A 14384-nucleotide genomic window follows, 5' to 3' on the forward strand; every position below is an offset into this window, starting at 1 on the left:
GTGGAAAGCGGACATGGCGCGGGCCTGTCCCATCTCGCACTGACAAGCCATGCGTCGGCAGCACCTCAAGTTCGCGCCTGGCGGCGTCCAACTCTGCATGATCCTTATGTTCGTCGAATTGACGTTCTTCCGGACGGCGTGGACCGCGCTACTCGGAGCCCTGCTCCTCGTAAGCATGTTTCGATCCCGCTGCCAGCATTGCTCTACCGAGCTCTGGAGAAAGGAAATGATCGGAACACGCGTGCCGATTCGACTTAGCATCATCGACGAGTGCTCTGTCTGCGGAAAGGCAATCGCTTGATGTCCGCAATGGGTGGAAAGCGGAAACAAATGCGCCGCGGGCAAGAGCGCTGGGGCCCGGCGCGAAGGAGCTTCGATGGTCAGCGCTTGCCCCCGCAATCGAGCCGTGCAACCAATAAGATTGGCGGCCCGGCGTGCCGATGCGTAACGATGAGAACCGGATCGCCAACCCTCCATGGCGGAAAAGAAGCTGGAAGCTGATTATCAGGGTCAGGCGCCGGGGAGCGCTTGGCAGGCGCTCAACCCGGCTCACTCCCAACTGCCCCTGCGGCTTACCGAGCGGGAGCGGCGCTATTCTACCGTAGGGCGACGTTGTCCGCAATGTTCGTATTTTCTGATTCCGACCCACTTCTAACAGATCGCAATCTTAACTTTCCGCCACCGTGAGGGTCTGGGCCGGAAGCCACCCTTATCGCCCTCTGTCAAATTCAGTTATAATGCGAGGCATTCGAGGAGGCACCAATGCCCAGTCCTACCGAGACGATGAAGGCGGTCCCCTGCGCGATCTAAACTCGCAAGGGCACTGAGAAGCCACCCCGGCAGATGATGACCTCGCTAGCGAGGCAATGAACAGTCTGTGCCGACTATATCGAGTGTAGGGCCCATTAGGGATGGGTGAACATTCCGCAGCTTCACGATGACGAAGGCTTCTCCAGGGCAATGTCGATCTGGTAGCATACCACTGAGATTATTTTCCGCGACAATGGAAAGCGGACAGACGAGACGGGAACCTCTCGTGGGCGGATAACTTCATATGGAGGCATACGTTGCCTTCCCCCTCGCGTTCCGGTGCCACAAATCTTGCGTCAAATGCTCTTTGGAGACAGATCGCCCTCATGACGAACGTTTCCGAAAAGCGTGGCGATTGGCCTCTTACTGATCGCCAGTTCCAATGCCTCGAAGGCTTCTGGGCACGGAAGACCTCCAAGCAAATCGCTCTCGAACTGAGTATTAGCCATCATTCGGTCGAAAAGCACCTTCTTGCCTGCCGAGAGCGCCTCCAAGTTAGCTCCTCAGCCGAGGCGGCCAGAATGATCTTCGCTGGGGACGAAGCGCTGGCGGTCAGACCGTATTACGAGGCGTCGGAACTTCACCCGGACGCTGCCATGTCGCAACGATCAGGCACCCACCAACTGCCATGCGGCTCGGTCGGGGTGACTACGGAAATGGCGCCACTCAACCGGTTCGGCGCAGGCATGACTTTGTTCTTGATCCTCGCGATAGCGCTGGGATCGATCCTTGCAGTTGCTGGCTTAATCGCCGCGGCTCAGGGTGCGAACGAGCTCGGAAGTGCGCTTCTGTCGTAACCTCTTCGCCGGGCTCTTGGCGCCCTACTAGGAGAGTTACGTTGCTCAACAAGCGTCATGAGATCGCGCAAGCCATCGCAAACGAATTGCTGCCTTCTGAAAAGGAAGTCGACTCCGCGATCGTGCGAAGCGCAAAGCTTATGATTGCGGTGGTTGAAGGTCGCCGAGCTGCTCGTGTATGCCTTTCGATCGGGCAGGAGGGCCTCGATCTTGTCGCCCAAGCGAGCGTCAAGCTCGTCGTCGCGCGGGGGCTGCTGGCCGAAGCGCACGTTGCATTTCGCAAGACACAATCTGAAGTTGGACTTGATGCCTTCAATTACGGTGACGCGGCCGAATGCCCGCCTCCCACGGGCCTTGCAGTTGTGCCCAGCGTTCGCGCAGCCTGAGGAGAATGACTCGATCAGTCAGGGTGTGAGGTTACTTACGTGATCCGCATCCTGATTTTTCAAGTCATATTCCTGACATGCGTATGGTATGCTTGGAAAGCGGGCGGGCAACCCGAGCGAGCAGCGATGCTCGCTCAGGCGGTCGCCTATTCGATCACTTTGTCCACTGGCTATCTGCGGGTAGCTGGCGGCTTTACCAATATAGTCGAGGGCTGGCTGATCGCCGATATTCTCCTCTTGGCAGCATTGATTTGGCTTGCCTTGCAGGCGAACCGCCTCTGGACCCTCCTCCTTGCGGGATTGCACCTGGCGGCGATTTTTGTGCACTTGGCGAAGGCAACATATCCCCAATTTCCGCCGTTCGGATACGCACTCTTTCTCCAGTTCTGGGCCTACCCGATGCTGCTCACTACCGCGATCGGCATTCGGCGCCATCAAATACGCCTTCGCCGGTACGGACCGTATCCGGACTGGAAGCGGCCGAGAAAAGACCAGCCTGCAGCCTAAGTGATTTGCTCCGACCAGTTGAGAACAGCAACATTCGTCCTCACCGGCCGTTTCTGAGTAGTCGCAAACAGGTTGCCGCTTATCTTCGAAGGGAAGTACTTCGTGATCGGGTAGATGTTCTTAGGGCGGTAATGGTGGATCAACAGAGCCGCCACCTCGCCACTTGTATCGTAGCACGTGGTGAGGATCAGCTTGTAAACTTCGACCCCTCAAAGATCATCGATCAGGCTTTTACTGCAGGTGCTGCCGGCATCATCTTTGTTCGCGGCATACGAAGCGACGGAGAGGGCCGCATCAGTATCCAGGAAGTTATGCGGGCTTTCACGATCTGGTGCTCTACCGATCGAAGCGGCATCCACGTTCTGGATTATGTCGTGATCCCGGCAGGAACAACACAAGCCCTGTTTGCACATTCATAATAGGCGCATGCTAGATGGCTAACCCCTTATCTACGTCTCCGATACTGCCTGGCTCAATTGCGACATCTTCGATGAGGCCGTTGTATGAATTCTTAAGGGAACTATCAGGAGGACCATCGCAGATGGATATTTCGCGAGGTACGCCGGAGCCCGATTTGGCGAAAGATGAAGCCGAAATGCTTCGCATTGCTGCGGCCGAGTTGTACGCCATGCGGCGCCGGCGCGATAAGCATATCCCATGTGAGCTATTAGGCGAGCCAGTTTGGGATATGCTACTTGCCAGCTATGCGCATCGCGAGAATGTGATGTCGATTCCCGAAGTTTGTCACTTTTCAGCAGTGTCGCAGTCCACGGGGCATCGCTGGTTAAGGGCGTTGATTAGTAAAAGTTTAGTGGAATACGTACGCTCTTCGCTAGACTCCGATCAAGACTGTAATCTGGTCGCCCTAACGAAGGATGGGCGCGCCATGGTAGAAGAAGTGCTTAGGGACATGTTGCGCGGCTAAGGCTTCCCTCGCATAACCCCTCCGAAGGGGCATGTTTAGCGATGGCTCAAGAAGCGTATAGTAGTAGAGATGATGACGCCCGCAGGGTTCATCGCAGTGAGGCACTTCGCCATCTGAAGGCAGCGCTTTTTGAACTTGACCAACTAGATCCATCATCGGCGCTGGGTGCGAGGTGTCAGCATGTCATCGACAACTTAGAAGATCTGATTGCTGCCGACGATTAATCAGTAAGCTCCTGAGTCGACATCGCTCGCATGGAATCTCGTGAACGACCTGGGCACGGAGGGTTTATCGGGCTTTTGCCTTCCGCCACGGGCATTCCGGGACGCAAAGGTCTACCTGCTACAAGCCAATGTTAATACGACTGCCGCGAGGAGTGATCTGCGCGATCGTCACTCCCTCGCGTCTGCGTTTCATCCAGCAAGTCATACTTATGGCCACATTGGTACAGAGCAATATTTCAGCGATTTGCTTCGGCAGGGTCTGATCGCGGCCGAGGCGTCATCATTAAGCTAGGTTATCCTGCGGCATTGCCTGAGCTTCATACCCCGCATGGTGCCAGGCCACGCTCTTGGCCGAATGTCTGATTTGGGTCGATTCCGGACATTAGCTACTTAGCTGAACGGACGTCCGCTCATGGGTGACCGCCTGGCAGGCCTGAGCGTCTTGGGTGGGCGCTAAGCCGACGTCTTGGTCCGCCTGAACGAACGGCAGCTTATCGGTATCTTTCCCCCCAAAGCTGCCAGTCCGCTTTCCACCAAATACGTATGTAAGCAGAGCGGCAGGAAATCCGATCGACGATGACGCGGCGCGCGCTCCTTTGGCTCCCGCTGTCACAACCTGCGACCGTCTCGAGCTAGTGCTTAATCAGGGGTGATCGCTATGACCCGCAACGCTGAACTAGGATCGCAGCTGCTGCCTCTGCATGAAGTGCTGATGGTGACGCGCCCGACCGACGTCTGGCCTGCACGACGGTCACCCGAAGTCTTTTGCCTGAGCGAAGCTTCTACCGCCGGAGTGAAGATGCGATCGAAGTCACGTCGCACGTCCGCGGCCCTGCGGTAGGTCACCGTGCCCCCGGCATATCGCACCTGCAGCGGAAACCCGGTGAGTTGCAGCACCCTGTCGCGGTTACCCGACCTGAGCGCCGCTTGTAGGTCGGTCAGAAAGCGCTCCCTGGCGTCGATCGTCGCTACGGGACTGCCACCCTTCGCCGCGCGTGCGTCCCCGGGTTTTCGAACCCTGCTCCCGGTCACGACCACCTCACCCGACATCGCGCTTTCCTCAAGCGAGACACCATTCTCGACCCTGTCGGCCGAAGTGATCGCAGAGGGAGGAGGCGGTGGCGGAGGTGGCGGAGGTGGCGGAGGTGGCGGAGCCGGCGGGGCGAAGGCTTGCGCCGGTGAAGTTTCTTCCATGACCACGTCCGCGCTTGGTTCAGAGGCTGCCACAGCGCGGCCCGGCGGCACAGGAGGCGTGGGCGTCTGTTTGTTCTGAACAGGCTCCGACCGTTCGGGTTGCTTGGGGCTAGGAGCAACGGCGTCGACCTGAGCGTCCGGCGCAGTTTCGGCAACCTCAAGACTCGGCTGTCCGGAAGGACTCACTTCTGACACTGCGTTGGTAGGCCGACCTTGTTCGATCGTCCGAAGACCAAGCGGAACGGTCACGATCAGGACAAGGGCAGCGGTTGCGAAGGCGCTGGCAGCACGCTGGTGCCGTGTTGCCCACCCGAAGCGGACCGGCTCTCGTGTAGCCGACCTGGTGGGAGCAACTTGCTCCACGCCATCAAACCTTCGCATCGCAGCGTCGATGGCCTGCTGCTTGACAGCAGGGTTCGGCGGCGGCGCCTGCGGCAGGGCGATCGGTTTGTCCGGCCCGCCAACCATCTAGCTCTTTCCTCGCGCAGGCAGCATCGGCGAACCATATCGGCATTTGGCGGCCGGGTGAAAGCCTTGGGGCCGCCGAACGCAGTCGGCGCGACGGCGGCCCCTAGTCTTCACCGGTCCAACTGCGCCATCGTTCGCGCCGATTGCGCGGCTCGGACCAGCTGGATGAACTCGCTGCGATAGCCAAATTCGTCCGGCCCTCGCGCCGCCTCGGCCATCTGCAGCACATCGCCGTACGTCAGCTTGCCGCTGTAGCGTCCGTTACGGAGCAATTCCGCAAAGCCCGCGACTGCAGTGGCGAAGCGCGCGTCGCGAGGTGCCTGCGCAAAGCTTGCGAACTCGGCTCGCCGATCGATCGGCGTAGAGATAAGCCGGCTGGTCGCCGACCTTGGCAGCTTGTAGCGAAGCTTCACGAAGCCGAGCTCGCCCGCCGATCCGGCCTTGGCCCCCGTCCCCGCCGCGTACCGCAGATCGCCCATCGTGCGCGGCCCGCCGACCGGCACCACTTCATAGAGTGCGGTGACCGTCTGGCCCGATCCGACGTCACCCGCGTCGACCTTGTCATTGTCGAAGTCGTCGCGGTTCAGGGCGCGGGTCTCGTAGCCGATCAGCCTGTATTCGGCGACGGCCGCCGGGTTGAACTCGACCTGGATCTTCACGTCCTTGGCGATCGGGAACAGCGTCGAGCTCGCTTCTTCAACCAGCGTCTTCCGCGCTTCGTTGATGGTGTCGATATAGGCCGCGACGCCGTTGCCATTCTGCGCCAGCGTCTGCATGAGCGCATCGTTGTAATTGCCGCTGCCGAAGCCGAGCACGGACAGGAACACGCCCTTGTCGCGCTCCCGCTCGATATAGCCCTTCAGCTCATTCTGATCGGTGATGCCGACGTTGAAGTCCCCGTCCGTCGCCAACAGCACTCGGTTGATGCCTTTCGCATCGAAGTTCGCCTTAGCCAGGGCATAGGCCTGCCGGATCCCTTCCGCCCCAGCCGTGCTTCCTCCCGCCCCCAGGCGGTCGATCACCGCCCGGATCTTGTCCTTTTGCCGCGCCGAGGTCGGCTCAAGTGCCGTTCCGGCACTGCCGGCGTAGGTGACGATCGACACCGTATCGCGCTCATCCAGCTGCTCAAGCAGCAGGTTCAGGGAGCGCTGCACCAGCGGCAGCTTGTTGGGCGCGTTCATCGATCCAGACGTGTCGATGAGGAACACCAGATTCGCCGGCGGGCGGGTCGAACGTTGCACCGCAAAGCCCCTGATGCCGATCTGTACGATCTTCCGGCCGGCCGCCCAAGGGCTTGGAAACACCGCGAGATTGGTCGTGAACGGCGCCTCCGCGCTGCGTGGCCGGGCATAATCGTAGGGGAAGTAGTTGATCATCTCCTCGGTGCGGACCGAGGCAGGCTGTGGAAGAACATTCTCATTCAGCGCCGAGCGGACCCATGAGTAGGATGCGGTATCGACGTCGATTGAAAAGGTTGAGACCGGTGCTTCATGCACGATCTGGAACGCATTCTCCGCAACGGTCGTGAACTTGTCCCGGCCGACATCCTTATAGGGCACGTTCCACATTGCTGACGGCGGTGGTGGCGGTGGCGGTGGAGCGGGCGGCGCTGGTGACATGACGGCCATCTGTGAAGGCCTCAGCGCACGGGACTGAATAGCGGAGCCCGTGACCACGATCTCACTTGCGGCATCCGCAGCTTCCAGTGCTGCTGCCGGAGGCGCTTCGCTGGTCGTCTCGAGGCCCGAGCCCGCGCACGAAGCAAGACAGGCGGCGCTCAGACACAGGCCTGAAAAACGGAGTGATTTCCCCATGGTGATCTCCTCATTGTCGAGGCTCGCACGACTGCTCGCCTGGTCCTTCGACGCGGCAGCGGCTTAAATCCTTTGAGGATGGGCGGAAGTTTTTTCGTCGGTCAGGTCAGGTCACTTTCGAAGGACAGGAGACGGCGGACTTCATGCATCCGCCAGCCGACCGTCGCTTCCGCGACGTCCAGGATCTCGGCGGCCTCGGCGTGGGTCAGCTGCTGTCCGACGACCAGCACGACCGTATCGCGAAGCGCGGGTTTTAGCCGGCTGATCGCGCTCTTCAGCCACATGGCGTCATGGAGGTCCCGGCCGTCCGGCTTGGCGGCAAGGCCGGCGAGAACCGTCAGCCGTTCCCCCATCGACCAGAAAGATCGCCGCCGCCGTTTCAGGTCGCGGCAGGCGTTATAGGTGATACCGCACAGCCAGGTGCTGAATTTGGCCTCTCCGCGAAAGCTGCCGATCTTCTCGACAAGGGCGCAGCAGACTTCCTGGGCGATATCGTCGGCATCAGCCCGCGTGCCGGTCAGGTGCCAGGCAAGCGCATGAATGCGATCATAGTGGCGCTCCATGATCGCAGCGAATGCCGTTCGATCTCCACGGCAGGCCGCCGCGACAAGAACATCATCGGAATCGGCTTCCGCCCTACTCACCCCTGCCCCTGTCAGACCTGCCAGTGTTCCCGACTATGGCTACAAGGCATGACGAGCGCTAGCGCCTCAGTGCCGGAAGTTTTCATCTTAGTTTGACTTGAGTTTGGTTATGCATGGCGCTGCAGGTCCATCCTATTGCTGAGCAGGAGTTTCAGCGTCAGGACAAGAAGATGAGGCTACCGGGAACTACGAGGTAGACGCGTTCAGGTGACACGATCGGCAACATCGGCTTTGGCCTTCTTTCCACCGAAAGCAGACAGTCCGCTTCCCACCAGGATCAGGCGCTCGGGGGCGCCAGCCTAAACGTCTGAACGTGGCCGTCAGGAGACCGTCAGGTCTTCGTGGCGAAGCACAAGAAGCGGCCGCTCGTTCAGCTGCAGGGCTAATGTCCGCTTGCGACCCATTGCGGACATTGGCGTTGCCATGCTTTGCTAGCTGGTGGAGGCTGGCCGATGTTGCAGAAGGACGACCACGAGCACCCGGTGCCCGAGCCGTGGCGCTCGATGTTCAAAGAGATCGCCGGTGCCTTCGCGACTGGCGATTTCCAACTGAGGAATGCGCGCGTCGAAGGGGTTGAGCCTGTCGAACGAGGCATAGCCGACCACATCGCTGCAAACGTGGCTGCATACGGGAGGCCACTGGCACACCTTAACGACGCCACTTGGGAGCGCTCAGTCTACCGGTGGATGGACGGTTATTGGCAGGTGCTCGTTGATCTCACGACCGTAGGGGAGCCGGTGAGCGACCTCACGCTTCATGCGAGGCTCGATGAGCCCGATGGGTGTCGCCTGACGATTGAGTCCGTTCACGTTCCGTGAGCGCGGCTTAATGTCCGCTTTCCACCCATTCCGGACATTAGGATTGGCCCGCTCCGAGGGGCTCGAACCCCCAACCTTCGGGTTCGAAGCCCAACGCTCTATCCAGTTGAGCTAGGAGCGGTTCGCTAATGCGGCCTGGCCACATGTTGAAGCCAATGGCTCTGACCTTGCCCATCGGCTCTCGTCCGAGCGCTCGATGATTGATCCGCAGTCGTCACACAGCGCGGTGAACCGATCGGTCCTGCGGACGATCGATGTTAGCATCGGCCGATGGACGTTGAAGAGGCACCGTAGGCTCATGGGCCCGACTTAAGGCAGAAGCGGCTTCTTGGAAGGGCTTACCCGTTGTCCCGGCGAAGAACTTTGCGGCTGTTGCTCGAAAGCGGCGCTGCCCTCCTAGTGTCCGCTTTGGGTGGTTAGCGGACATTGGCGGATGCGTTCTCAGCCGGCGATTCCTTCGACTCGGCAAGTCTTGGCGACATCCTTGATGCGAAAGTCACAAGATACTCGGACGTCGCTCGGATAGGCTGGACCGGTCCAGCTCACAGCACCGACGATCGGATTGCCAATCCCGTTGAAATTGCGGAGCTGAAGACTTTGGCGCCGTTCGTCCGCGCCCCGTGCGGCGCTCCGCGCTGCCGGTGAAACGCACTTCGCCTGACGGATCGTGCATTGTGAGATGTGCTGATCCGCCAGGAGGGTCCCTTCATGCAGCGGGTCGCTTCCCCTGGAACCGTAGATTAGAATAAGCGAAGTCAGCGCCGTGTCCGAGGCGCTGCGGACCTCGACGGAAATCCCTGGCATGGCGGGTCGCCAGTAAGCAGGTCCGGCCAGTGCTCCAGCAGTCACGAAAGCAGCGACGGCCAACCCCGTTGCGAACCAAGTCATGCGCATGTTGATCTCCGCGACCGGAGTGCAACTTGGAGGATCAAGCTAATGTCCGCAATGGGTCGTAAGCGGATTGTGCGCTAAGGGTCGAAAGCGGACCTTAATCGTCGTGAGCTCTGTGTGGGGCTGAGAGATTCTTTGGCTGCCGCTTCTCGGCTCTTCGCACCTTTTCGCGCTGCCGTATGATGTCCCAATAGGCTTTGTGTCGCAATGCCCACCGCCAACTTAGAATGGCGAATGGAACCGGCATCCAACTGGCCATTAACATCAGCCATTGCGGCCACGAGCCCAGTAGGAAAGATCTGCTGCAGGGATATACGAGCAAGGCGCGGACCATCGCGACCGCCCTGTACCCTCCCTCCAAGTGCCAGCCAGTGCATCGCTCCAACGTTTCTACGTCCATCGAAGCAGTGCAATTTGCAAGGAGCAGAACGGCGAAGGGCCACCATCTACGTAGACCCATTCCGCGGCTGCCCCTAATCTCACGTTGCTCGTCTGTCAGCCGCCGCATGGACAAGTTGTCAGATAAAGAGCGAATTTCCGCAATGGGTCGCTTTGCGACATTAGCTACTTAGCTGAGCGGACCCCTTCCGGCGGCTAATGCGCGCCGGGGTTACCCGCTTCCCAGGGGCGCTAGTCGCCGTTGCAGACGTTGCAGAGTGACACCTCGTCCGTGATGAGGCCCTCCCCAAAGCCGAAAGGTTGGCCGCAGTGGATGCACTCAGTCACTGGCGCGGCACGGAAACGGACCTCGGGTCGCTTCTCACGTTCGCGTTTCGCCTCGTGCCAGGCACGCTTCTCTTCCTCACTGAACGACATAGCTGCCTCCAGCTCATACCCTGATGGCAATGCATGAAGGTCTGGTTTCCACCTACTTGCCCTTGTTGCGGAAGGGCAGCTCTCGGCCACTTCCTGCCGCAGGGCGCATATGAACGGATGGCTGCTCACGGGAATGGGCGGAGCGGCCCTTGGCGTCCGGGACTGGGTCTAAGCGGACGTTCTCGCCAGGATTTTGCTCGACTGTATGTCGGATCGGAGCATTGGTGTTCATGTGAGTCGCGGCGCTGGTTGGGTGCCGCCGCCCTGACCAGCGTGCTGGCGGGGCTGTGAGTGATGGAGGCGGTAAATTGCCGCTTCGAACCGAGAGGCACTCACATGAACAGCACGACAAGGACGAGCAAGAGCCGCGGCAGCTCTTCCGAGGCGAAGGGAGGCGCGGCGAAGCCCGCCACCGAGGCCAAAGCACCTTCCAAGCAGGATAGCCTGGCAGCTTTGCTGGTGCGAGATGAAGGCGCCACGCTTGAGCAAATGATCGCTGCAACAGGCTGGCTGCCGCACACCACTCGTGCCGCGATGACCGGTCTACGCAAGAAGGGCTACGTGATCGACAGCGACAAGGTCGATGGCGTTCGTACCTACCGCGCGCTGGCGCCGCAATGAGCGGCCTCGAGAAAGAGGTCGCCGCATTGCCTAAGCTTGGCAGAGCTGGGCTCCAGCAACGGTGGCGAGAGGTGTTCAAGACCGCGCCACCGGCTGCGTTCACGCCGGACCTACTGGCAAGGGCTTTAGCCTATCGTTTGCAGGAGAAAGCAATTGGGCGATTGGAGCCCACCTTAGCTCGGCAGCTGCAGTCGGGTGCGGAGGGTAGGGGAGCGGCTAGGCCAAAGCTCCGCACCGGCAACCGCCTTGTGCGCCGCTGGCGAGGAGGCACCTACGTCGTCGATGTTACTGACGACGGCTTCCGCTACCAAGAAACGAACTACAGTTCGCTGAGCGAGATCGCCGGAGTGATCACCGGCACGCGCTGGTCGGGCCCGCGCTTCTTCGGACTTCCGCGATGAGCAGGGTCCGCTGTGCCATCTACACCCGCAAGTCGAGCGACGAGGGGCTGGAGCAGGAGTTCAACAGCCTCGATGCGCAGTATGACTCCTGCAAGGCGTACATCATCAGCCAGAAGCACGAAGGCTGGACCATTGCGCGGGACCGCTATGATGATGGCGGCTTCTCCGGCGGCAGCATGGAGCGGCCGGGCCTGAAGGCGTTGCTCGCCGACATTGCCGCCGGCAAGATCGACGTGGTGGTTATCTACAAGATTGACCGGCTTACCCGCAGCCTCGCTGATTTCGCCCGGATCATCGAAGTAATGGAAACGCACGGCGCCAGCTTCGTCAGTGTGACGCAATCGTTCAACACTAAGACCAGCATGGGCAGGCTCATGCTGCACGTCCTCCTCTCGTTCGCACAATTCGAGCGAGAGGTCGGCGCTGAGCGCGTGCGCGACAAGATCGCCGCGTCCAAGGCCAAAGGCATGTGGATGGGCGGCACGGTGCCGCTTGGCTACGGCGCTGTGGATCGAAAATTGGTCGTCAACGAAGCAGAGGCGGCCACCGTCCAGGCACTCTTCACAAGGTTTGTGGAGCTTGGCTCGATCCACGAGACACTGCGCTGGTCACAGGAGCAGGGGCTTACGACTAAGGTCAGGCAACGGTCCGGCGCGCAGATTGGTGGCACGCCGTTCCACTATGGTGCGCTGCGCTGCGTGCTGAGTAACCGTACGTACGTTGGCGAGGTCGAACACAAGGGCAAGGCTTATCCTGGACAGCATGCCGCCATCGTAGATCGAGACCTCTTCGACCGTGCCGCGGCGATCCTCGCCTCCCGCAGCACGGAAGAGATGCGCCGACCCAAGCTGGCGACTGCAAGCCTGCTGCAAGGCCTCATCTTCGATCGCCATGGCCGCAAGATGGGTCCCGTCCACACGACGAGGGAGGGTCAGAGGTTCCGCTACTATGTGACGAATGCCAAGCGCATCGAGGCTGGAGGACCTATTGCTTACAGGATTGCTGCTGTCACTATCGAGCGCAACTGCCTCATAATCGTGGCTGAGCACTTGGCAGCGCAAGTTCGCAGCATCGATGATGGCGCAGCGACTGCCGCCTCTACTCCGAATGGAGGCGGGCAGCGCCAGCTAATTTGCGATCACGTTCGTCGGGTGGTGATTGGCGATGCAGAGCTCTCCATTGAACTCAAGGATGGTGCCATCCTACGGCGCTCACTCGAGCGAGTTCGCCATGGCAACGATGCCAAGCTGATCGTCGGCAGCCCACCAGCAGAGGACAAGCCAGTCGCCAGCTCGCAGCTGGTCTTGCTTCTAACGGATGCGGCTCGGGCTCGGGAGCTTGCCTTGGCTAAGCCGAAGCTCAGCCTAGACGCGCTTGCGGCAAAGTTCGGCCGATCGCCGGAACGCTTCAAGCGTCTGATCCGCCTCGGCTATCTCTCGCCCAAGATCGTCACCGCAATCTTGCGCGGTGAGCAACCTGCGCACCTCACCAGCCGAGCGCTGCAGCACCTCGATGGGCTGCCACTTGCTTGGAGCGAACAGGAAGCGATGCTGCTCAGCTGACTGGATAAGTCCAGTAAGTCCCAAGACATGGATTCAGGCCTCGGGAGAAAAACCAGCCAAATCGAGGCCGGTGCAACTCTCTAGAGAGTCTCTCGCGAAGTGGTGCTCGATGACACCGCCCAAGATTGGCTGAATTCCGCCAAGCAAACGATAGCACCGAAAGGAGTAAAGCCAATGACCACAGAGACTTAGTCGGTGGTGACCCCTACGGGACTCGAACCCGTGTTTTCGCCGTGAGAGGGCGACGTCCTAGACCGCTAGACGAAGGGGCCGCGCGGTGGTGCGAGGCGCGCATATGGCGGGGGACTGGCGGTTCGTCAATCAGGCGATCAAGGCCTGCCGGGTCAGCTTCTCACTCGCGAGCCATTCCCCGCACAGGGCAGCGATGCGGGGCGCAGCCTTGCCGTCGCCGAACGGGAACGCCGGCACCGCCATCGCGGCGTAGGCATCGCCATCTTCGAGCAGGTGGCGGACGTGGTGGACGATCTGGGTGCGATCATTGCCTACCAGCTGGCTGTTGCCGCTGGCGATGCCCTCCGGCCGCTCGGTGGTCGAGCGAAGGACCAGCAGGGGGATGCCGAGCGCCGGTGCTTCCTCCTGGATTCCGCCGGAATCGCTCAGCAGGATGTGCGCCGAGCGGATCGCGCCTACCATCGAGCGGTGGGCCATCGGCGACAGGAGCCTGATCCGCGGATGCCCGCCGAGCAGCAACCGGGCCGCGGCGGCCACCGAGGGATTGCTGTGGAGAACCACCTCGATCCGAAGCCACGGAATTTGCGCGAGATCGATCAGCGCAAGCCCGATGGGGGTGAAAGCGGCACCCCAATTCTCGCGGCGGTGACAGGTGACCAGAAGCCGGGGAAGCCCGTGGCTGTCCAGTCTGGGCGGCAAGGCCAACAGGACGTCGAACAGGGCGTCGATGGCAGTATTGCCGGTGACGTGGACGCCGCCCGTCACGCCCTCCGCGGCGAGGTTGGCCGCATTGTCGGCGGTGGCGGCGAAGAGCAGGTGCGAGAGACGATCGATGGCGACGCGGTTGCCCTCCTCGGGCCACGGCAGCGCCAGGTCATGGCTGCGTAATCCGGCCTCGACATGGGCCAGCGGAAGCCCCGCGGCAGTTGCGGCCAGCGCCCCGCCGAGCGCACTGGAGGTGTCGCCCTGGACGATCAGCATGGCGGGTCGCTCGCTTGCCCGCAGGAGGGGCGCGATGGCGTTGGCGACGGCCTCGGCATGGACCCGGGGATCGCCCCCCGACGGACAGCGCAGCCGGGTGACGGGATGCGAGGCCAGGCCGAAGGCGGCGGGGTCGAGTTGGCTGTGCTGACCGGTCAGGACGATGTGGGGGGCAAGGTCCTGGGCCAGCAGAGCGCGCGCCACGGGAGCGAGCTTGATCGCTTCGGGCCGAGTGCCGACGACGAGCAGGATTGTTGGAGACACAGACGCCCTCCCTCCCAGGAGAAAGCGATCCGGCACCGTTACGATTAACCGAATTAACTACTTCCCGCA

General features: G+C 61.0%; 12 protein-coding genes and 2 tRNA genes. 9 read left to right on the forward strand and 5 right to left on the reverse strand.

All coding sequences use genetic code 11. The annotated features are described in order from the left end of the window. Positions 1 to 1136 precede the first annotated feature (1136 nt). From M1K48_RS00355 to M1K48_RS00375, 5 genes are all read left to right on the forward strand, one after another. A complete protein-coding gene (locus M1K48_RS00355) occupies positions 1137 to 1607 on the forward strand; it encodes a LuxR C-terminal-related transcriptional regulator (protein WP_249503919.1) in 471 nt (156 codons plus the stop codon). 41 nt (positions 1608 to 1648) lie between these two features. Next, the gene (locus tag M1K48_RS00360) at positions 1649 to 1993 is read left to right on the forward strand and encodes a hypothetical protein (protein ID WP_249503920.1); all 345 of its coding nucleotides are present in this window, start codon (positions 1649 to 1651) and stop codon (positions 1991 to 1993) included. A 39-nt stretch (positions 1994 to 2032) separates the two neighbouring features. Then, positions 2033 to 2500: a hypothetical protein gene (locus M1K48_RS00365; protein ID WP_249503921.1), complete on the forward strand. Its 468-nt coding sequence runs from the start codon at positions 2033 to 2035 to the stop codon at positions 2498 to 2500. Positions 2501 to 2505: 5 nt separating this feature from the next. Continuing rightward, positions 2506 to 2919 carry a JAB domain-containing protein gene (locus M1K48_RS00370; protein ID WP_249503922.1) on the forward strand — a complete coding sequence of 138 codons (414 nt, stop codon included), beginning with the start codon at positions 2506 to 2508 and terminating at the stop codon, positions 2917 to 2919. 122 nt (positions 2920 to 3041) lie between these two features. Further along, positions 3042 to 3425, forward strand: a complete 384-nt coding sequence (locus M1K48_RS00375; protein ID WP_249503923.1) for a hypothetical protein — start codon at positions 3042 to 3044, stop codon at positions 3423 to 3425. 1996 nt (positions 3426 to 5421) lie between these two features. Here the strand turns inward: M1K48_RS00375 and M1K48_RS00380 are convergent. Next, positions 5422 to 6879, reverse strand: coding sequence for a vWA domain-containing protein (locus M1K48_RS00380; RefSeq protein WP_249503924.1), 1458 nt, complete (start codon positions 6877 to 6879; stop codon positions 5422 to 5424). A gap of 347 nt (positions 6880 to 7226) precedes the next feature. After that, the gene (locus M1K48_RS00385) at positions 7227 to 7769 is read right to left on the reverse strand and encodes an RNA polymerase sigma factor (protein WP_257794155.1); all 543 of its coding nucleotides are present in this window, start codon (positions 7767 to 7769) and stop codon (positions 7227 to 7229) included. Positions 7770 to 8221: 452 nt separating this feature from the next. On the opposite strand from M1K48_RS00385, the gene M1K48_RS00390 reads away from it, so the two are divergent. Then, on the forward strand, positions 8222 to 8587 hold the full coding sequence (locus M1K48_RS00390) for a DUF7668 domain-containing protein (RefSeq protein WP_249503926.1): 366 nt from the start codon (positions 8222 to 8224) through the stop codon (positions 8585 to 8587). A 44-nt stretch (positions 8588 to 8631) separates the two neighbouring features. Here the strand turns inward: M1K48_RS00390 and M1K48_RS00395 are convergent. Next, positions 8632 to 8708 (reverse strand) — tRNA-Arg (locus M1K48_RS00395). 1922 nt (positions 8709 to 10630) lie between these two features. On the opposite strand from M1K48_RS00395, the gene M1K48_RS00400 reads away from it, so the two are divergent. From M1K48_RS00400 to M1K48_RS00410, 3 genes are read left to right on the forward strand one after another with little or no spacing between them, the layout of a single operon-like run. Next, complete coding sequence (locus tag M1K48_RS00400; RefSeq protein ID WP_249503927.1) at positions 10631 to 10915, forward strand: DUF3489 domain-containing protein; 285 nt, start codon at positions 10631 to 10633, stop codon at positions 10913 to 10915. After that, positions 10912 to 11316: a DUF2924 domain-containing protein gene (locus M1K48_RS00405; protein ID WP_249503928.1), complete on the forward strand. Its 405-nt coding sequence runs from the start codon at positions 10912 to 10914 to the stop codon at positions 11314 to 11316. The genes M1K48_RS00400 and M1K48_RS00405 overlap by 4 nt, the downstream gene beginning before the upstream one ends. After that, a complete protein-coding gene (locus tag M1K48_RS00410; RefSeq protein WP_249503929.1) occupies positions 11313 to 12878 on the forward strand; it encodes a recombinase family protein in 1566 nt (521 codons plus the stop codon). The genes M1K48_RS00405 and M1K48_RS00410 overlap by 4 nt, the downstream gene beginning before the upstream one ends. A gap of 196 nt (positions 12879 to 13074) precedes the next feature. Here the strand turns inward: M1K48_RS00410 and M1K48_RS00415 are convergent. Both M1K48_RS00415 and wecB read right to left on the reverse strand, forming a co-directional pair. Next, a tRNA-Glu gene (locus M1K48_RS00415) sits at positions 13075 to 13150 on the reverse strand. Positions 13151 to 13199: 49 nt separating this feature from the next. Further along, positions 13200 to 14315: a non-hydrolyzing UDP-N-acetylglucosamine 2-epimerase gene (wecB, locus tag M1K48_RS00420; RefSeq protein ID WP_249503930.1), complete on the reverse strand. Its 1116-nt coding sequence runs from the start codon at positions 14313 to 14315 to the stop codon at positions 13200 to 13202. Between the last annotated feature and the right edge of the window lie 69 nt (positions 14316 to 14384).

It is taken from the genome of Sphingomonas glaciei (assembly GCF_023380025.1).
Lineage (GTDB): Bacteria > Pseudomonadota > Alphaproteobacteria > Sphingomonadales > Sphingomonadaceae > Sphingomicrobium > Sphingomicrobium glaciei.